The 18,062-nt window shown below is 69.6% G+C and carries 17 protein-coding genes; 11 read left to right on the top strand and 6 right to left on the bottom strand.

The window, feature by feature from the left end:
* Nucleotides 1-21: 21 nt before the first annotated feature.
* Nucleotides 22-948, bottom strand: coding sequence for a tetratricopeptide repeat protein (locus EJP67_RS01130; protein ID WP_126018535.1), 927 nt, complete (start codon nt 946-948; stop codon nt 22-24).
* A gap of 119 nt (nt 949-1,067) precedes the next feature.
* Here EJP67_RS01130 and EJP67_RS01125 point away from each other — a divergent pair, with 119 nt between their 5' ends.
* The 4 genes from EJP67_RS01125 (at nt 1,068) to EJP67_RS01110 (ending at nt 3,492) form a co-directional block, all read left to right on the top strand.
* A complete protein-coding gene (locus EJP67_RS01125; protein WP_126018533.1) occupies nt 1,068-1,769 on the top strand; it encodes a fumarylacetoacetate hydrolase family protein in 702 nt (233 codons plus the stop codon).
* 17 nt (nt 1,770-1,786) lie between these two features.
* Nucleotides 1,787-2,338 carry an NUDIX hydrolase gene (locus EJP67_RS01120; protein WP_126018531.1) on the top strand — a complete coding sequence of 184 codons (552 nt, stop codon included), beginning with the start codon at nt 1,787-1,789 and terminating at the stop codon, nt 2,336-2,338.
* Between the two features lie 8 nt (nt 2,339-2,346).
* Nucleotides 2,347-2,835, top strand: a complete 489-nt coding sequence (locus tag EJP67_RS01115; protein ID WP_126018529.1) for a CreA family protein — start codon at nt 2,347-2,349, stop codon at nt 2,833-2,835.
* 144 nt (nt 2,836-2,979) lie between these two features.
* Complete coding sequence (locus EJP67_RS01110) at nt 2,980-3,492, top strand: murein hydrolase activator EnvC family protein (RefSeq protein ID WP_126018527.1); 513 nt, start codon at nt 2,980-2,982, stop codon at nt 3,490-3,492.
* 97 nt (nt 3,493-3,589) lie between these two features.
* Here the strand turns inward: EJP67_RS01110 and EJP67_RS01105 are convergent, their stop codons facing one another.
* The 3 genes from EJP67_RS01105 to EJP67_RS01095 form a co-directional block, all read right to left on the bottom strand.
* Nucleotides 3,590-5,509, bottom strand: coding sequence for a hypothetical protein (locus EJP67_RS01105; protein WP_126018525.1), 1,920 nt, complete (start codon nt 5,507-5,509; stop codon nt 3,590-3,592).
* A gap of 120 nt (nt 5,510-5,629) precedes the next feature.
* Nucleotides 5,630-7,258, bottom strand: coding sequence for a phospholipase D family protein (locus tag EJP67_RS01100; protein ID WP_126018523.1), 1,629 nt, complete (start codon nt 7,256-7,258; stop codon nt 5,630-5,632).
* 122 nt (nt 7,259-7,380) lie between these two features.
* Nucleotides 7,381-7,632 (bottom strand): hypothetical protein, encoded by a 252-nt coding sequence (locus tag EJP67_RS01095; RefSeq protein ID WP_126018521.1) that lies wholly within the window; start codon nt 7,630-7,632, stop codon nt 7,381-7,383.
* Between the two features lie 147 nt (nt 7,633-7,779).
* Between EJP67_RS01095 and alkB the strand changes: the two genes are divergently transcribed.
* Both alkB and EJP67_RS01085 read left to right on the top strand, forming a co-directional pair.
* The gene (alkB, locus tag EJP67_RS01090; protein ID WP_420824249.1) at nt 7,780-8,463 is read left to right on the top strand and encodes a DNA oxidative demethylase AlkB; all 684 of its coding nucleotides are present in this window, start codon (nt 7,780-7,782) and stop codon (nt 8,461-8,463) included.
* 4 nt (nt 8,464-8,467) lie between these two features.
* Nucleotides 8,468-10,306, top strand: coding sequence for an ABC transporter ATP-binding protein (locus tag EJP67_RS01085; RefSeq protein ID WP_240650457.1), 1,839 nt, complete (start codon nt 8,468-8,470; stop codon nt 10,304-10,306).
* Nucleotides 10,307-10,312: 6 nt separating this feature from the next.
* Here the strand turns inward: EJP67_RS01085 and EJP67_RS01080 are convergent, their stop codons facing one another.
* Nucleotides 10,313-11,410, bottom strand: a complete 1,098-nt coding sequence (locus EJP67_RS01080; protein WP_418125478.1) for a LacI family DNA-binding transcriptional regulator — start codon at nt 11,408-11,410, stop codon at nt 10,313-10,315.
* 172 nt (nt 11,411-11,582) lie between these two features.
* Between EJP67_RS01080 and EJP67_RS01075 the strand changes: the two genes are divergently transcribed.
* The 5 genes from EJP67_RS01075 (at nt 11,583) to EJP67_RS01055 (ending at nt 17,743) form a co-directional block, all read left to right on the top strand.
* Nucleotides 11,583-12,611, top strand: a complete 1,029-nt coding sequence (locus EJP67_RS01075; protein WP_126018515.1) for a TRAP transporter substrate-binding protein — start codon at nt 11,583-11,585, stop codon at nt 12,609-12,611.
* Nucleotides 12,612-12,617: 6 nt separating this feature from the next.
* The gene (locus tag EJP67_RS01070) at nt 12,618-14,519 is read left to right on the top strand and encodes a TRAP transporter large permease (protein ID WP_126018513.1); all 1,902 of its coding nucleotides are present in this window, start codon (nt 12,618-12,620) and stop codon (nt 14,517-14,519) included.
* Nucleotides 14,520-14,595: 76 nt separating this feature from the next.
* Nucleotides 14,596-15,135 (top strand): VOC family protein, encoded by a 540-nt coding sequence (locus tag EJP67_RS01065; RefSeq protein ID WP_126018511.1) that lies wholly within the window; start codon nt 14,596-14,598, stop codon nt 15,133-15,135.
* Nucleotides 15,132-16,409: a ribulose-bisphosphate carboxylase large subunit family protein gene (locus EJP67_RS01060; RefSeq protein ID WP_126018509.1), complete on the top strand. Its 1,278-nt coding sequence runs from the start codon at nt 15,132-15,134 to the stop codon at nt 16,407-16,409. Before EJP67_RS01065 ends, EJP67_RS01060 begins: the two co-directional genes overlap by 4 nt.
* The gene (locus tag EJP67_RS01055) at nt 16,406-17,743 is read left to right on the top strand and encodes a four-carbon acid sugar kinase family protein (RefSeq protein ID WP_126018507.1); all 1,338 of its coding nucleotides are present in this window, start codon (nt 16,406-16,408) and stop codon (nt 17,741-17,743) included. The genes EJP67_RS01060 and EJP67_RS01055 overlap by 4 nt, the downstream gene beginning before the upstream one ends.
* Here the strand turns inward: EJP67_RS01055 and EJP67_RS01050 are convergent, their stop codons facing one another.
* Nucleotides 17,744-18,019 (bottom strand): hypothetical protein, encoded by a 276-nt coding sequence (locus tag EJP67_RS01050; protein ID WP_126018505.1) that lies wholly within the window; start codon nt 18,017-18,019, stop codon nt 17,744-17,746.
* Between the last annotated feature and the right edge of the window lie 43 nt (nt 18,020-18,062).

The raw sequence follows: 18,062 nt of genomic DNA, 5'->3' as shown, positions 1-18,062 counted from the left end.
AGCGCTCCTCAGGGAGCAAGTTCAGGAACGGGGCATGGCGGCCAGCACGCAGCGGAAGTCCTGCAGAGCCGCCTTCGGCGAGGTGGCTGCGATCCCTTCGCGCCATTCGCCGAGGATGCGGCGCGCGGCCTCCTCCTCCCGCGCGGCGATTCCGATGCGCCAGGGCCCCAGCGCACCAGGCTCTTCGCCCTCGCCGTGGTTGTGCTGGCCCTCGCCGTAGGGGCGGCCCTCGGAACAGGCGCGGCAGAGCATCTGCATGCTGGTGGTCCAGTTCTCGGCGCTGGCGTCGGCGGCCTCGAAGCGCTTGACCAGCGCGTCGATGTCTTGCCTGGTCGCCTCCTCGATGGTGACTTCGTACGTCGAATAGTCCGAAGGTGCGATCAACTCCAGGGCATCGAACACCGGCACCTCGCGCTCGCCATGCAGGCGGTAGCCATTGGCCGCGCCGTCGTGCAGCACGAGGTCGCCGTAGCGGTGGCCGCAGTCGGGCGTGGGCACGTTGCGCAGGATGGCGCGCGCCGGGTCGATGCGGTCGGCCCACACCACCTCGCTGGCCTCGAAGCCATGCACGCGGATGGGCGTGAGCCCGATGAAGAGATCGACCGGCCCGTCGCCCTCGGGCACCTCGATGCCGTACTGCCGCCATGCACTGCGCGCCGTGGTCCAGTCGCCCAGGGCGGTGGCCGCGATGCCGAGATTCCAGATCGCTCCCTCGTTGCGCGGGTCGCACCGCACCGCGCGGGCGTTGGCCTGCAGCGAAGCGGCCCAGTCGCCGCGGTACTTGTGGATGAGGCCGATGTTGTACCAGGGGGCCGACCAGTTCGGCAGCACGGCGCCGGCCTGCGCATAGGCTTGCAGCGCGCCGTCCTGGTCGCCCTCCTCGTCGAGCCGGCGGCCTAGTTCGTTGAGCGCGTTGGCCTTGCCGGCCTTGCCGATTCGGATGGGCATGGTGGGATTGGAGGGGAATGGAGAGGGAATACGCCGGGCAGGCCGCCTATTGTGAGCCTGCCGCCTCTGGCACACTGCCGGTTTCCCGCTTGGCTTCCCTGAAAAAAGGACACGTCGCAATGGCTTCCGAGTTCGTCTTCGCCCCGCCCGCCGCCGTTTCGGTGCCGGTGGCCGGCCAGTCAGCCCGCTTTCCGGTGCACCGCATCTACTGCGTGGGCCGCAACTACGAAGATCACGCCAAGGAAATGGGCTTCACCGGCCGCGAGCCGCCCTTCTTCTTCATGAAGCCCGCCGATGCGCTGGTGGTGGTCGATGCGGGCCAGACCGGCACCATGGCCTACCCCTCCCTCACCAAGAACCTGCACCACGAGATCGAGCTCGTGGTCGCCATCGGCACCGGCGGCAGGAACATTGCCGCGGCCGACGCCCACAAGCACATCTACGGCTACGCGGTCGGCCTCGACATGACGCGCCGCGACCTGCAGAACGACATGAAGAAGCAGGGCCGCCCCTGGGACATCGGCAAGGGCTTCGAGCAGAGCGCGCCCATCGGCCCCATCGTGCCCGTGGCGCAGGCCGGCGACGCCGAGAAGGCCGAGATCTCGCTGCAGGTCAACGGCACCGACCGCCAGCGCAGCAACGTGAGCAAGCTGATCTGGAACGTGGCCGAGACCATCGAGCACCTGTCGGCGGCCTGGGAGTTGCAGCCCGGCGACCTGATCTACACCGGCACGCCCGAAGGCGTGGCCGCCGTGGTGGCCGGCGACACGCTCGTGGGCGAGGTCGCGGGCCTGCCGAAGCTGACCGTCAAGGTCGTCTGAAGACGGCGGCCGGTTTCATGCTCCTGCGCGTACCCATCAAGCATTGCAAGAACTGTGGCACCGCGGTGGTCTACCGCGTGCCGGACGACGGCGACACCAAGCAGCGCGCCGTCTGCCCGGCCTGCCACACCATCCACTACGAGAACCCGCTGAACGTGGTCGGCACCATCCCCGTGCTGGGCGACAAGGTGCTGCTGTGCAAGCGCAACATCGAGCCGCGCTGGGGCAAGTGGACGCTGCCGGCCGGCTTCATGGAACTCGAAGAGACCACCGCCCAGGGCGCCGCGCGCGAGACCGACGAGGAGGCCGGCGCGAACTTCGAACTCGAGGGCCTGTTCTCGGTGATCAGCGTGGTGCGCGTGGGCCAGGTGCACCTGTTCTACCGCGCCCGCCTGCTGGACGACAAATTCGACCCGGGCCACGAGACCATCGAGGCGCGCCTGTTCACCGAGGAAGAGATTCCCTGGGACGAGATCGCCTTCCGTACAGTGCGCGAGACGCTCGAGCACTACTTCGCGGACCGCAAGCGCGGCAGCTTCGACCGCGTGCACGAACTCAGCATCGTCTGACCAGATCCATGAACAAGACACTGCGCACTACCCTCTTCTGCGGCGCCAGCCTCGGCTTCGCGCTGGCGGCAGCGGCGGCCAGGGCGGAAACCGTGGGCGACGTCGACACCGCCTTCAAGCTCATCGGCCCGGACCACAAGATCGTGATCGAGGCCTACGACGACCCCAAGGTCAACGGCGTGACCTGCTACGTCTCGCGCGCCAAGACCGGCGGGCTGGCCGGCGCCTTCGGCGTGGCCGAGGACAAGGCCGAAGCCTCCATCGCCTGCCGCCAGGTCGGCCCGGTGAGCATCACGCAGCCGCTGCCCAAGCGCGAGGAGGTCTACAGCGAGCGGCTGTCGGTGCTCTTCAAGCGCCTGCGCGTGGTGCGCATGGTGGACGCCAGGCGCAACACGCTGGTCTACCTGACCTACTCCGACCTGCTGATCGACGGCTCGCCCAAGAACAGCGTGACGGCGGTGCCCATCGACCGGGGCACGCCGATCCCGCTCAAATAGCCGGCGGCCTATGTCCTCTTCACAGCCGGTTGCTCTTTCGCGCGGCGCCGGCGCGGCGGTTTGCTAGCATCGCCCGCGTGGCGCACCCCCACGGCGCGCCGGTTTGCAGGAACCCTCCGCAACGAACCCGTTCGAACAGAGCCCATGCACCTTCAGACTTTCGTTTTACGCGCCGGCGCCATGGCGCTGCTCGCCGCAGGCCTCGCAGCCTGCTCCACGGTCGACCTCAACACGCCCTGGCCGGCGCCCCCGGCGGCCAAGCCACCGGTGCAGCAGCGCCCGGCGGCCCTGTTCATCAGGCCGGCGAACGGCCCGACCATCGCCCGCTTCGACGGCGACCGCGTCAAGGGCATCGACATCGCCGGCAACCTCGGCGACCCGGTCGTCGCCTCGGCCGACGGCCGCGTGGTGTACGTGGGCGGCGAACTGCCGGCCTACGGCAACATGGTCATCGTGAAGCACAACGAAACCTTCCTCACCGCCTATGCGCACGTGCAGACCATCCTGGTGAAGGAAAACGCCGTTGTCCGCCAGGGCGACAAGATCGCCGAGATGGGCCGCAGCAACGCCGACCGCGTGAAGCTGCGCTTCGAGATCCGCAAGAACGGCAACCCGGTCGATCCCGAGCCGTATCTCAGCGGCCGGCTGATGCAGTAAGCGCTGCGGCGCTCACCAGGAAAAAGCCCCCTTTCGGGGGTTTTTTCGTTTTTACGGGCACCCGAAAGAACGGGCGCCCTCTCCCTGTCCAGTCGCGTCACTCGGACGTAGTGGTATCGCGCAGCACGATCTCGCGCCAGCTGCTGTCGTAGGTGCTGACGAACATGTTGCGGAAGGACACCGAGCCCTGCGCCGGCAGGTTGAAGGTCTTCGATGCCGCGCCGGTGGCCGAGGGCGCGACGTCGGCCCGGTCTTCCGCGCCGGCCGAGGGGCCCGCGATCAGGTTCAGGAAGAACTGCGCGGCGAAGGCCGGGTTCAGGCCGGTGGCGCTGACGGCGAAGTCGCTGCCGCCCAGGTAGGACGACAGGGCCGGCGTGGTCGAGAAGGCCGGGTAGCTCACGGCGGCGGTTTCGGCCAGCGTCAGCGGACGGCCGTGGAAGCGGTGCCTGTAGATGATGTCGAAGCCGTTGAACTTGGCCACCGTCGTGCCGTCGCTCTCGTAGGCGGTGAAGGTGTACTCGGGCGTGGCGGGAAGCGCCGCGATCGCGCTGTCGCTCAGGCCGGCGGTCGGGCGGCCGCTGCAGTTCGAGGTCAGGTAGTAGTAGTTGAAGCTCGAGCCGCCGTCGATCGGCCATGCGCCGCCGCCCGAAGGACGCACGTGGCGCAGGCCACCGGGGGGCAGGCCCGGCCCGGTGACGACCACCGAGGCGACGGTGCCGCTGTTGCTGGTGTTCGTGTCCTGGATCTCGAACTGCAGCGAGCTGCTCACGCAACCGGTCGACTTCTCCTTGGTGGCATGCATGTGCGGGTTGATGTCCAGCACGCGCCCGTCGCCGCGCAGGCGCCAGGCGCCGTCCGTGCCCTTCACGATCTGCATGCCCTGCGTGTTGCTGAAGGCGATGCCGTCCTTGTCCTTGTGGGTGAATTCGACGAAGGCACGCGGGCTCGTGTTGTTCGCGTCGATGGTGTAGTTGATGCGCTGGATCACCACGTCGGTGAAGCTGGCGCCGATGAGGCTGGTGTCGGTCGCCGTCTCGTTGGCGAACTGCATGGCCGAGAGGTCGGAGAACCTGAAGCCGTAGGTGCCGGTGACGGGATTGGTGCCGTCGGTCATCAGCGACAGCAGCTGCGAGGGCGCGGGCAGCCCGGTGGCGAACTTGCCCACGAAGTCCGAGAGCACCTTGCGGATCGCCACGATGTCGTCGGCCGCGGTGTCCATGCCGGAGCCGCTCATCGGCGTGGTGGCGGGCTCGGCCGCCGCCTTCACCGCAAGGTCGTCGGCGATCTGCTGCTGGGTGACGATGTTGGTGATGGTCGCCACGTTGGTGGCCGGATCGACGCTCACGCGCAGCACGTCCAGCGCCTTGTCGAGCGCGCTCGAAAGCGGCGTGAAGGCCGTGCGCAGCAGGTCGATGCTGGCGTCCACCCCCATGGCCTGCAGCACCGGCAGCAGCTTGGCCTTCAGCGCGTCGCTCTCGGCCTTGAGCTCGTCGGCGGAGAGCGAGGCGAACTCGCCGCCGTCGAAGTACTGCGAGGCCAGGCGGCCGGCGATGTTGGACACCACCAGGTCGGTCAGCGGCGTGATGTTGATGTTGCCGTTCGCGTCGGCCGCGGTGGCGGCCGAGTGGATCACCGTGCGCTCGCCGGCCACCGTGCCCTCCGCACGGAAGACGAAGGGCGCGGTCATGCCGCTCACGTCGATGGTGTACTTGCCATCGACCAGCGGCACGGTCTTGCTCGCGCCCTTGGCATCCTTGACGGTGACGGTACCCACCAGCGGCAGGCCGGAGGCCGCCGTGCCCGAGAACGTAACAGGCGCCGAGCTTGCCGGCGGCTCGCTGGCCGGCGGATTGCTGCTGCCACCCGCAGCCGGGAAGCCGGCGAAGCCGCCGCCTCCGCCACCCCCGCCTCCGCCGCAGGCACCGAGCGAGATCAGCAGCGCCACGGCGCATGCGCAGCGCGTCGTCTTGAAGAAGGACTGGCCGGAGGCCGCGGGGGTCGCGAAGTTTGTTTTCATGGATGGTCTTGTCAGGTGAAGGGCAAACAAAAGAATCAACTCGTAACACGAGCGATGCGATTCTTCTGGAGGCCCCTTCCGTAGACCATCCTCTGTTTTGAGGATGCGGGCCGGGCGTGCCTAAAGCAGGCTCTCCGGTACCAGCGGCGCCAGCAGTTCCAGCTTCCAGCGCGACCAGAAGTCCGTCTCCGGCTCCTGGTGCAGGATGGTGTCGGCCGCGTCGCCAGAGGCCGGGCTCACCCACTCGATGGCACCCTTCGGCCCCAGTTGCAGCTGGTAGGCGCCGTCCAGCCGTATGAAGCCGATCAGGCTGGTGAGCTGCTGGGCGATCTGCGGGCTGAAGATGAAGATGCCGACCTCGGTGTTGTGCAGCATCGAGCGCGGGTCGAAGTTCATCGAGCCGATGAAGACGATCTTGCGGTCGACCACCGCCGACTTGCCGTGCAGCCGGCCGCTGGCCGAGCCGTACATGCCGAAGCGCCTGGTCTGCTCCACCCGCTTGGGGCTCAGCTCGTAAAGCTCCACGCCCAGGCGCAGCATCTCGGCGCGGTAGCGGCGGTAGCCGATGTGCACCAGCGACTCGTCGGTGGCCGCCAGCGAATTGGTGACGATGGTGTAGCTCACGCCGTTGCCGCGCACGAGACGGATGGTTTCCATGCCGCCGCGCCCCGGGATCAGGTAGGGCGTGGTCTGCATGATCTCGTTCTCGGCGCCGCGCAGGTAGCGCCGCACGTTGTAGAGCACGCTGTCCTTCGACTCGTCGGCCGGCAGGCCGCGCGCCTCGTCGGTCTGGCCCAGCGCCTTGGCGGGCGGATCGGCATAGGCCTCGGCGCGGGCCCAGACCAGCTTCAGCTCGCCCGCGTCCAGGTCCTTGGCCAGCGGGTTGTTGCCCAGCAGGTCGGTGGAGCCGGGCACCTCGGGGTGCAGCTCCTCGGGCCCGGTCGTGAGGCGGTCGAAGCGCTCGCGCAGCTGCTGCCGCGTCTCGCCGGTGGGCGGCACCAGCGACTCGATGGGGTAGACGTAGGGGCTGTTCCAGTACATGTCGAACAGCGACGACAGCCTGGGCACCACTTCGCCGGCCACCAGCGTGTCGATGTCGATGAAGTTCGAGCCCCCGTCGCGCAGGAAGTACTCGTTGGCCATGTTGCGCCCGCCCATCACGCCGATGGTGTTGTCCACCACGTAGAGCTTGTTGTGCATGCGGCGGTGCACGCGGTCGAAGTCGAGGATCGACCATGCCCAGCGCGTGCCGAAGCGCTCGCGCCCGGCGGGAAAGGGGTTGAAGAAGCGCACCTCCACGTTCGGATGCGAGGCGAAGCTCGAGAAGAGCGGATCGGCGCCGGCCGTGTAGAGGTCGTCCACCAGCAGCCGCACGCGCACGCCCCGGTCGGCCGCATCGCGCAGGGCGCGAAGCAGGTAGCGGCCGGTCTCGTCGTTCTGCACGAGGTAGTACTGCACGTCGATGGAGCGCTGCGCGCGGCGCGCGAGCTCGACGCGCGCATGCAGCGAGAACTGCGGCATCGGCAGCAGGCGGAAGCCGCTGAGCGGTTCGCCCGGCGGCGCCGAGGCCTTCACGAGGCGGCCGAGCCTGGTGTCCGCCCCATCGGAGATGGCCGTGGAGGGCTTGCGCTGCACCTCCGACGGCAGGCCGGCGCAGCCCGCCATGAAAAGCGCCGCGATGCCCAGCAGCAGCCAGGCCAGCCATCGGACGTGCGGTTGATAGGCAGTCCGGCGGTGGAGTTTCGGCATGGATGGCGGCGCGTGGGTTGGAGCGTGAATCGTGGATCGGGGCAAGGCCCGAAAAAGCTCGCGGTTTCTACCACGAGCCCGACTCATGTGCCGCGCCGCCGCAGCAGTTTCAAGGGGCCCGCTCAGGAGTTGCGCGCAGGCCCCCACTGCCTGACGAAATGCTCGGCCCGCAGCGTGGCCCTTTCGACCGCCGCGTCCCACGAGAGCTGCTGGGTGATGACGAGCGCGCAGCGGGGAACTCCGCTGAAGCTCAGTTCGGCGATACCCGCGTAGGTACCGCTGGGCGTACGCATGAGTTCGAGCCAGCCCGTCCAGCCGTCCGGTACGCTGAGAGCAAGCCGAGCGCCGTCCATGATGGATTCACCATAACCCATTTATTAACGTACTTCCATGAATTTAAACCCTAAGCACTACCTCCGAGTGCGGGGGAGCCGAGGCTACCGGCTGCGCCTGTAAACGGCATCGCCTGAACATGGGAGGCGCCGGCGGCTTTTGGGCAAAGATCGGGGAGCATGAATCCGATGACGACGACGATGAAATCCAGGGCCGCCAGCGCGGCCACCCTCGCCCTCTTCGACGATCCGCCCCGGCCGGCGCGCGAGGCGCTGGGCACCGGCGCCTTCGTGCTGCCCGGCTTCGCCCTGCCCTTCGTCGACGAACTGCTGCCCGCGATCCGCGCCGTGGAGGCGGACGCGCCCTTCCGCCACCTCGTCACGCCCGGCGGCTTCACCATGTCGGTGGCGCTGACCAACTGCGGCGCGCTGGGCTGGACCAGCGACCGGCGCGGCTACCGCTACAGCGCGACGGATCCCGACAGCGGCAGGCCCTGGCCCGCCATGCCCGGGCCCCTCGCCCGGCTGGCGCGCGAGGCCGCATCGGCGGCCGGCTTCGACGGCTTCGCGCCCGACGCCTGCCTCGTCAACCGCTACGCGCCCGGCGCGCGCCTGTCGCTGCACCAGGACAAGGACGAGCGCGACTACGGCGCGCCCATCGTCTCGGTGTCGCTGGGCATGCCGGCCGTGTTCCTGTTCGGCGGCCATGCGCGCGGCGACAAGGCGGCGCGCATACCGCTCGCGCACGGCGACGTGGTGGTCTGGGGCGGCGAGGACCGGCTGCGCTACCACGGCGTACTGCCGCTGAAGGAAGAGCCGCATCCGCTGCTCGGCGCCATCCGCATCAACCTCACCTTCCGCAAGGCGGGCTGAGCGCATGCAGGCGAGCGAAGAAACAAGGAAGGCACGCAAGACCAGCCCCGTGGGCGCGATGCGCGAGCTGTACGCCGCGCTGTGGCACTTCGCGGCCGGCGCGCGGGCGCAGCTGCTGGCGGCCACCGCCCTGCTCGCGGGCTCGCAGCTGATACGGCTCACGGCGCCCTACCTCGCGGGCCAGGCCATCAACGCGCTGCAGCGCGGCGAGCTTGGCACCGCCGGGCGCTGGATCGGCGGACTGGCCGGCGTGTACCTGGGCGCGTGGATGCTGCACGGGCCGGGCCGCATCCTGGAACGCAACGTGGGCCTGAAGGTGCGCGAGACGCTGGCCGACCAGCTCTATGCGCGCATCGCCGCCGCGCCGCTGGCGTGGCACGACGGGCACCACTCCGGCGAACTGCAGCACCGCGTGCACCAGGCGAGCCGAGCGCTGTCGGACTTCGCGCAGAACCAGTTCATCTGGCTGACCAACGCCGTCAACTTCGTCGGGCCGCTCGTGGCGCTGGCGCTGCTGTCGCGCACCAGCGGCATGACGGCGCTCGCGGGCTATGTGCTGATCGGTCTCGTCATCGTGCGCATCGACCGCGCGCTCATGAAACTGGCGCGCGCCGAGAACGACGCCGACCGGCGCTACGTGGCCGCGCTGCTTGACTTCCTGGGCAACGCCTCGACCGTGATCGGCCTGCGCCTGCAGGGCGCCTCGCGGCTGCTGCTGCGCCGGCGCATGGCCGCCATTTCGCTGCCGCTGAAGCGCACCGTGGTACTGAACGAAGGCAAGTGGTTCGCGGTCGACCTGATGGGGCTGGCGCTGACATGGGGGCTGGTGGTGCTCTACGTGTGGCAGTCGCGCACGCCCGGGCAGGCCGTGATGCTGGGCGCGGTGTTCATGATCCACCAGTACGCGCAGCAGGCGGCCGGCGTCGTCAGCTCGGTCGCGGCCAACTTCAGTTTCTTCGCGCGCATGCACACCGACTACGGCAGCGCGGAGCCGATCTGGCGGGCGCCTTCGAGCAAGGAGGCGCTGGACACGCCGCCCGAGCAGGTGCCCGGCACGGAGCGCATCGAGGCCGATGCGCCATGGCGGCAGCTGGAAATACAGGCGCTGCAATGGCGCTATGCGCCGCGCAATGCTCCGGCGGAAATCGAATCCACCGGCCCGCCACGCAGCGGCCTGCACGACGTGGCCCTCACGCTGCGCCGCGGCGAGCGCATCGCCCTCGTCGGCCCGAGCGGCGGCGGCAAGAGCACGCTGCTGCGCGTGCTGGCCGGGCTCTATCCGCCGGACAGCGGCACGCTGCTGCTCGACGGCCAGCCCGCCGACTGGCCCCGGCTGCGCCGCTTCGCCACGCTGATCCCGCAGGAAACCGAGCTCTTCGAGGCCAGCGTGCGCGAGAACCTCGCCTTCGGCCAGCCGAGCGACGACGCGCTGCTCGAAGCCGCCCTGCACGTCAGCACTTTCGACGAAGTGCTGAAGGCCACCCACGGCGACCTCGGCACGGCCGTGTCGGAGCGCGGATTCAATCTCTCGGGCGGCCAGCGCCAGCGGCTGTGCCTCGCGCGCGGCGTGCTCGCGGCGCAGGGCAGCTCGCTGCTGCTGCTCGACGAGCCGACCAGCGCGCTCGACGCGAGCACCGAAGCCCGGGTGCTCGAACGCATCGCCGGTGCGTTCCCCGACGCCTGCCTGATCGCCTCGGTCCACCGGCTGAGCCTGCTCGATCGCTTCGACACGGTGGTGCTGATGGAAGCCGGGCATGTGCTCGACCACGGGCCATGCGAAGAGGTACTGGCGAGGCAGCCGCTGCTGCAGCGCATGGCCGTGCCGGCCGGCGCGCAGGCCTGAAGAGGACTACGGCAGGTTCTCCCTGAAGATCACCTGGCTGCGCGTCGTCTCGACGCCGCTGAGCGCCTCGCGCCGGTCGCGCAGGTTGGTGAAGATGCGCACGCAGTTCATGAGCGTGGTGTGCGGGCTCTGCGTGATCACCGCGTCCATGCTGCCGTCGATCAGCAGCGCGCGCGTATCGGGCGTGAGCCCGTGGCCGATGAAGACCACCTTCTGTTCGCGCCCCGCCTCCTTCAGCGCCCGCGCCACGCCGTCGGAGGCGCCGCCGATGTTGTAGATGCCGCCCATGTCCGGATGCTGCTCCAGCAGCGCGCGCGTCTGGCGGTGGTTCTTGTCCGCGTCGTCCTGCCCTTCGCGCAGGCCCACCACCTCCAGCCGCGGGAACATCTCGTCGATGACGTGCAGGAAGCCGGCCTCGCGCTCCTCGTGCGCCTTGTAGCTCAGGCTGCCCGCGATGAGCGCGACCTTGGCGGCCCGCGCGCCGATGAAGCGGCCGATGAGATAGCCCGCGGTGCGCCCGGCCGCGCGGTTGTCCAGCCCGACGAAGGCCGCGCGCTCCGAGTTCGACAGGTCGGAGATCAGCGTGACCACCGGCAGCCCGCGCGCCGCCAGCGCGGCCACCGCCTCGCGCACGGCCGGGTGCTCCAGCGCCATCATCGCGATGCCGTCGCAGCGCTGGCCGTGGCTGCGCAGCGCGTCGGCCAGCTCGTGGGGGTTGAAGCTCTCGATGAACACCGTGCGGCACTGCACGTTGAACGGTGCCCAGTGCTCCTGCGAGTAGCCCACCATGTCGCCCAGCATGCGGATGAAGCGGTTGGTGCCGGCCGGCAGCAGGAACACCAGCCGCAACGGCGGCGGCGTGAGCGCGGCATAGAGCGCCGGCCCCGGCAGGTAGTCGAGCTCGCCCGCCGCCTTGAGCACCCGCTGCACCGTGGCGTCGCGCACGCCGGGGCGGCGGTTCAGCACGCGGTCGACGGTGGCGGTCGACACCTGCGCCGAGCGGGCGATGTCGACCACGCGGGCGCGGCGCGCCTCACGCTGCGAATCGGGTCGAGAGTCGGGTCGAGAGTCGGGCCGCGATGTTTGTGAAGGGTTTTCCCGCATACATCAAAAACCATCAGATTGAAGTTTGACCCGAATGATGCAGGCTTTTATCTTCGCTGTGGTTCGAATCCAGCGATGCATCAGATTGCATCAACGGCGAACCCCGCTCAATCGGCTGCCCGGCCCACCTGCCGTTCAGCGCCCCTTCAGAAGATCACGGAGACAACGAGACATGACCTCAGCCACCCGCCTGACCCGCAGGGATGCCCTGCGCACTTTCTCCGCCCTGCCCGCCGCCGGCATCGTGGCGGCGGTGCCGCGCATCGCGCGCGCCGCGGAGTTCTCGTACAAGTACGGCAACAACCTGCCGCTGACGCACCCGCTGAACATCCGCGCGCAGGAGGCGGCCGACCGCATCGCCAAGGAAACGAAGGGCCGCGTCGAGATCAAGATATTTCCCAACAACCAGCTCGGCGGCGACACCGACATGCTGGCGCAGGTGCGCTCCGGCGGCATCGAGTTCTTCACGCCCTCGGCGCTCGTCATCGCCACGCTGGTGCCGGTGGCCGCCATCAACGCGGTGGGCTTCGCCTTCAACGACTACGCCCAGGTGTGGGCCGCCATGGACGGCAAGCTCGGCGCGCACGTGCGCGGCGCCATCGCCAAGTCGCGGCTCTACGCCTTCGAGAAGATGTGGGACAACGGCTTTCGCCAGACCACCAGCAGCAAGGCGGCGGTGGCCACCGCGAAGGACATGGACGGCCTGAAGATCCGCGTGCCGGTGAGCCCGCTGTCGATCTCCATGTTCAAGGGCCTGGGCGCCGCCCCGGCCAGCCTGCAGTTCAGCGAGGTGTATTCGGCGCTGCAGACGAAGATCGTCGACGCGCAGGAGAACCCGCTGCCCATCATCCAGGTGGCGAAGCTCTTCGAGGTGCAGAAGTTCTGCTCGCTCACCAACCACATCTGGGACGGCTACTGGTTCATCGCCAACGGCCGCGCCTGGGACGCCCTGCCCGATGAACTGAAGACCATCGTGGCGCGTGCCATCAACGACGCCGGCATGCAGCAGCGCGAAGACATCAGAAAACTCAACGAATCGGTCGTCGGCGACCTGCAGGCCAAGGGCCTCGCCATCAACCGGCCCGCGGCCGACAGCTTCCGCGCCAAGCTGCGCGACTCCGGCTTCTACGGCGAATGGAAGGGCCGCTTCGGCCCCGAGGCCTGGGCGCTGCTCGAAGGCGCGGTCGGCAAGCTGGCCTGAGGACCGATGGTGCACGAATCGACCTTCGAGGCGGCAGCCCTTTCGGGCTCGTCCGCCGGCTCCCCGGCCAACCCGCTCGTCCGCTTCGCCGCGCGCGCCGACCGCGTGCTCGGCGGCGCTGTCGAGGCGGTGGCCGCGCTGCTGGTGCTGGCCGAGATCTGCGTGCTGTTCGCGGGCGTGGTGTCGCGCTACGTGTTCCACGCGCCGCTGGTTTGGTCTGACGAGCTCGCGTCCATCCTCTTCCTGTGGCTGTCGATGCTTGGCGCCGTGGTGGCGCTGCGGCGCGGCGAGCACATGCGCATGACGGCGCTGGTGCAGAAGGTGCACCCGCAGGCGCGCGCCATGCTCGACGCCTTCGCCATCGCGGCCTCGGTCGCGTTCCTCGCGCTCATCATCTGGCCGTCGATCGACTACGCGCACGAGGAGTCGTTCATCGTCACGCCTGCGCTGGAGGTCAGCAACGCGTGGCGCGCCGCGGCCATTCCGGCGGGCATCGGCATCATGCTGGCGATGGCGCTGCTGCGGCTGCTGCGCGTGTGCTCGGGCCGGCAGATCGCCGTGGCCCTGCTCGGCATGGCGGCGCTGGTCGGCGCCTTCTGGCTGGCCGCGCCGCTCTTCGCCACGCTGGGCAAGTTCAACCTGGTGATCTTCTTCGTGGTGATCGTGGCGGCCACGGTGCTCTCGGGCGTGCCCATCGCCTTCTCCTTCGCGCTGGCCACCTTCGGCTACCTGGCGCTGACCACGCGCACACCGCTGCTGGTGATGGTCGGGCGGCTCGACGAGGGCATGTCGCACCTGATCCTGCTGGCGGTGCCGCTGTTCATCTTCCTCGGCGCGCTGATCGAGATGACGGGCATGGCGCGCGCCATGATCCAGTTCCTGGCCAGCCTGCTGGGCCACGTGCGCGGCGGCCTCTCGTACGTGCTCATCGGCGCCATGTACCTGGTGTCGGGCATCTCGGGCTCGAAGATCGCCGACATGGCGGCCATCGCGCCGGTGCTCTTCCCCGAGATGACCAAGCGCGGCGCCAAGCCCGGCGACCTGGTGGCGCTGCTGTCGGCCACGGGCGCGCAGACCGAGACCATCCCGCCGTCGATCGTGCTCATCACCATCGGCTCGGTCACCGGCATCTCGATCGCCGCGCTGTTCACGGGCGGGCTGCTTCCGGCCGTGGTGCTGGGCGCGGCGCTGTGCGTGGTGGTGTGGTGGCGCTACCGCCGCGAAGACCTGAGCGCGGTGCGGCGCCACAGCAGGCGCGAGATCGGCCGGCTGCTGCTGGTGGCGCTGCCCGCGGTGCTGCTGCCTTTCGTGATCCGCGCGGCGGTGGTCGAGGGCGTGGCCACGGCCACCGAGGTGTCGACCATCGGCATCGTCTACTCGGCCATCGTGGGCCTGGTGGTGTACCGGCAGTTCGACTGGAAGCGCATCAAGCCGATGCTGGTGGACACCGCCTCGCTCTCGGGCGCCATCATCTTCATCGTCGGCTGCGCCACCGCCATGGCCTGGGGGCTCACGCAGTCGGGCTTCTCGCAGGACCTGGCGCGGCTCATGGGCGCGCTGCCCGGCGGTGCCTACGGCTTCCTGGCGGTGTCGATCGTCGCCTTCATCGTGCTGGGCAGCGTGCTGGAGGGCATCCCGGCCATCGTGCTGTTCGGGCCGCTGCTCTTTCCGATCGCCAAGGCCGCCGGCGTGCACGAGGTGCACTACGCCATGGTGGTGATCTTCGCGATGGGCATCGGCCTGTTCGCGCCGCCCTTCGGCGTGGGCTACTACGGTGCCTGCGCGGTGAGCAAGGTCAATCCCGACGAAGGCATCAGGCACATCTGGGGCTACATCGCCGCGATGCTGATCGGCCTGCTGATCGTGGCCGCCTTCCCGTGGTTCTCGACGGGCTTCCTGAAGTCCTGAGGCGGCCCTGCCGCTCCACGGGCAGACCCCAAGAAACACAACACACAACAAACTCACATTCACGGAGCCACCCGCAATGAGTCGATTCCTCGGCGAGATCCGCCAGCTTGGCTATGTCGTGCACGACATCGAAGCCGCCATGGACTACTGGAGCACCACGCTCGGCGTGGGCCCCTGGTTCTACAACCCCAGGGTGCCCATCAGGAACTACCGCTACAACGGCGAGGCGCACGAGCCCCACAACTCGGTGGCGCTGGCCAATTCGGGCTACGTGCAGGTCGAGCTCATCCAGACGCGCAACGACGTGCCCTCGATGTACCGCGACTTCCTCCGCGCCGGGCGCACCGGGCTGCAGCACGTGGCCTACTGGACCGCCGACTACGACGCCGACCTCGCGCGCCTCACCGCGCAGGGCTTCAAGCCGGTCATGAGCGGTGAAGTAGGCGAGCGCGGGCGCTTCATCTACTTCGACACCGAATACCACCCCGGCACCGTCATCGAGCTGTCGGAAGTGGCCGGCCCCAAGGGCCGCATGTTCGACCTGATCCGCAGCGCATCGCAAGGCTGGGACGGCAGCGACCCGGTGCGCCCCTTCCCCGAGCTGGACAAGCTGTGAGCGCAACGGCACCTGGATTCATCCGCGCGCGCTACCTGATCGAGACGCCGCTCGAGCCGGCCGCCGTGGCCGAGGTGATGGCGGGCGAGCAGTCCTGCGGCACCTTCACGCGCGTGGAGGGCGAGACCGACGCGCTGCGCGAGCGGGCCCGCGCCACGGTCGAGGCGATCACCGAACTCGAAGCGGCCGACGCGCCCTCGCTGCCCAACGCGCTGCTCGAACGCAAGGGCGCGAAGGGGCCGTGGCGGCGCGCGCATGTCGACATCGCGTTTCCGGTGGCGAACATCGGCGCCAACCTGCCGACGCTCGCGGCCACGGTCTCGGGCAACCTCTACGACCTGGGCGAGGTGACGGGGCTGCGGCTCGAATCGCTGCAGCTGCCGGCCGACTATCGCGCGCGCTTCGAGATGCCGCGCGCGGGCATCCCCGGAACGCGGCGCGCCACCGGCGTGGAAAGCGGCGCGCTGGTCGGCACCATCATCAAGCCCAACGTCGGGCTGCGGGCCTCGGAAACCGCCGAGCTGGTGGGCCGGCTGTGCGCCGCGGGCGTCGACTTCATCAAGGACGACGAGGTCTGCGCCGATCCCGCGCATGCCCCGCTGGCCGAGCGCGTTCCTGCCGTGATGGCCGTGGTGCGCGCGCACCGGGAGCGCACCGGCAAGCACGTGATGGTGGCCTTCAACATCACCGACGAGACCGACGCGATGAAGCGCCACGCCGACCTGGTCGAGCGCGAGGGCGGCTCCTGCGTGATGGCCAGCCTGAACTGGTGCGGGCACTCGGGCGTCCAGACGCTGCGCCGGCACACCGGCCTGGCGCTGCACGGGCACCGCAACGGCTACGGCGCGCTGTCTCGGCATCCGCTGCTGGGCATCTCGTTCCAGGCCTACCAGACGCTTTGGCGGCTGGCCGGGGTAGACCACATGCACGTGCACGGGCTGCAGGGCAAGTTCTCGCAGCCCGACAGCGAGGTCGTCGAGTCGGCCCGCGACTGCTTCACCCCGCTGACCGAAGCGGCGGACGACCGCGTGATGCCGGCCTTCTCGTCGGGCCAGTGGGCCGGCACGGTGCCCGCCACCTGGGCGGCCGTCGGCAGCGACGACCTGCTCTTCATGGCCGGCGGCGGCATCCTCGCCCACCCCGACGGCGCGGCGGCGGGCGTGGCGAGCATCCGCCAGGCCTGGTTGGCCGCGCGCGCGGGCATCGCGCTGGCCGACGCCGCCAGGGAGCAGCCCGAGCTGGCGCGCGCCCTCGCCTTCTTCGGCAAGCCATGACGCCCGGCGAGGCACCGGCGCCGGCCGTCGTCTATTACGGCGACGACTTCACCGGCGCGACCGACACCCTAGGCACCGCCGCGCGCGCGGGCCTGCGCACGCTGCTCTTCCTGAAGACGCCCGACGCGGCGCAGCTCGAGCGCGTCGGGGCGCTCGACGTGCTGGGCATCGCCGGCGCGGCGCGGGCCATGACGCCCGAGGAGATGCAGGCCGAGCTGCGCCCGGTGGCGGCGCTGTTCCGCTCGGTGGGCGCGCGCGTGCTGCACTACAAGACCTGCTCGACCTTCGACAGCGCGCCGCACATCGGCTCCATCGGCGCGGCCGTGCGCCTGCTGCGCTCGGCTGTGCAGCAGCCGTGGACCGCGATCGTCGGCGGCCAGCCCGGCCTGGGCCGCTACTGTCTCTTCGGCAATCTCTTCGCCGCGGCCGGAAGCGGCGGCGAAGTGTTCCGCATCGACCGCCATCCCACCATGAGCCGGCACCCCGTGACACCCATGGACGAGGCCGACCTGCGGCTGCACCTTGCAAGGCAGGGCCTGGCCGAGGTGCACTGCGTGCCCTTCACCGCCGCCTCCCGAGGCAGCGATGCGCTCGACACCGCGCTGCGGCAGGCGCTCAACGCGCCGCCCGCGGACGCAGTGCTGTTCGATGTCGCGGATGCCGGACAGCTCGCGGCCATCGGCGAGGTGCTGTGGACTCGCGCGCGGGGTGCGACCATGCTCGCCGTCGGCCCGAGCAGCGTGGTCGATGCGCTCGCCACGGCCATGCCCTCTTCCGGCCGCGCGCCGGGCGGGCAGCCGAAGCTGGCGCCGGCGCGGGGCCCGGTGCTGGTCCTCGCGGGAAGCCTGTCGCCCGTGACCGCGTCGCAGGTCGCGGCCGCGAAGTCATTCGACGTCGTGTGGCTCGATGCGCAGCAGATGGCCCGGCGCAACGCGGGAACACTGGAAGACCAGGCGGACGCGATCGCCCGCGGCCTCGCGCAGGGGCGCAACGTGCTGGCCTGCACGCGCGCGCCGCACTCTAACGGCGCCTCCGGCATGCCTGCGGCCGCGGACCTGGACGCGCAAGCCCTTGCCCGCGCGGGCGGCGACCTGCTGGCTGCCGTGCTGGCGAAACAGCCGCTCGGGCGCATCGGCGTGGCCGGCGGCGACACATCCAGCCACGGCATACAGGCGCTGGACGTCTGGGGGCTGTCCTATGCCGCCGACATGGGCGCCGGCGCATCGCTGTGCCGGGTGCACAGCGACGACGCGTCGCTCGACGGCATGGAAGTCATGCTCAAGGGCGGACAGATGGGCACGCTGGACGTGTTCGAGCGGCTGGTGCACGGCTGATCAAGCCTGCCCCTGCGCTCCTTCGGTGCGGTCGTGCACCCATCGCATGGCCTGCTGCTCCGCATGGCGCAGCGCCTCGGCCTCGGTGCCGTAGGAAGCGTTGTCGGTATCGGCGGGCAGTTCGATGTCGTCCTCGCCCACGGAGGGCGCACGGCAGATCACGACGGGCCGGTAGGTCTGGTCGTCGAGCCGCTCGGCGCGGCACAGGAAGAGCCGGCCGCGGTAGCTGAAGGTGACGAGGCGTTCCTCGAAGGCTGGCGGTGTGGCTTGTTGCATGGCTGAGTCCTTTCTTCTTTCGATGCTTGTCTTTCCAGGAGAA

The sequence above is a fragment of the Variovorax guangxiensis genome, assembly GCF_003952165.1.
GTDB lineage: Bacteria > Pseudomonadota > Gammaproteobacteria > Burkholderiales > Burkholderiaceae_C > Variovorax > Variovorax guangxiensis.
Note: the sequence above shows the minus strand (reverse complement) of the source record. Positions and strands in the feature narration are given on the sequence as shown.

Coding starts and splice junctions, on each gene's coding strand:
- EJP67_RS01130 (WP_126018535.1), bottom strand. CDS start 948: ATGCCCATCCGAATCGGCAAGGCCGGCAAGGCCAACGCGCTCAACGAA.
- EJP67_RS01125 (WP_126018533.1), top strand. CDS start 1,068: ATGGCTTCCGAGTTCGTCTTCGCCCCGCCCGCCGCCGTTTCGGTGCCG.
- EJP67_RS01120 (WP_126018531.1), top strand. CDS start 1,787: ATGCTCCTGCGCGTACCCATCAAGCATTGCAAGAACTGTGGCACCGCG.
- EJP67_RS01115 (WP_126018529.1), top strand. CDS start 2,347: ATGAACAAGACACTGCGCACTACCCTCTTCTGCGGCGCCAGCCTCGGC.
- EJP67_RS01110 (WP_126018527.1), top strand. CDS start 2,980: ATGCACCTTCAGACTTTCGTTTTACGCGCCGGCGCCATGGCGCTGCTC.
- EJP67_RS01105 (WP_126018525.1), bottom strand. CDS start 5,509: ATGAAAACAAACTTCGCGACCCCCGCGGCCTCCGGCCAGTCCTTCTTC.
- EJP67_RS01100 (WP_126018523.1), bottom strand. CDS start 7,258: ATGCCGAAACTCCACCGCCGGACTGCCTATCAACCGCACGTCCGATGG.
- EJP67_RS01095 (WP_126018521.1), bottom strand. CDS start 7,632: ATGGGTTATGGTGAATCCATCATGGACGGCGCTCGGCTTGCTCTCAGC.
- alkB (WP_420824249.1), top strand. CDS start 7,780: ATGACGACGACGATGAAATCCAGGGCCGCCAGCGCGGCCACCCTCGCC.
- EJP67_RS01085 (WP_240650457.1), top strand. CDS start 8,468: ATGCAGGCGAGCGAAGAAACAAGGAAGGCACGCAAGACCAGCCCCGTG.
- EJP67_RS01080 (WP_418125478.1), bottom strand. CDS start 11,410: ATGCGGGAAAACCCTTCACAAACATCGCGGCCCGACTCTCGACCCGAC.
- EJP67_RS01075 (WP_126018515.1), top strand. CDS start 11,583: ATGACCTCAGCCACCCGCCTGACCCGCAGGGATGCCCTGCGCACTTTC.
- EJP67_RS01070 (WP_126018513.1), top strand. CDS start 12,618: ATGGTGCACGAATCGACCTTCGAGGCGGCAGCCCTTTCGGGCTCGTCC.
- EJP67_RS01065 (WP_126018511.1), top strand. CDS start 14,596: ATGAGTCGATTCCTCGGCGAGATCCGCCAGCTTGGCTATGTCGTGCAC.
- EJP67_RS01055 (WP_126018507.1), top strand. CDS start 16,406: ATGACGCCCGGCGAGGCACCGGCGCCGGCCGTCGTCTATTACGGCGAC.
- EJP67_RS01050 (WP_126018505.1), bottom strand. CDS start 18,019: ATGCAACAAGCCACACCGCCAGCCTTCGAGGAACGCCTCGTCACCTTC.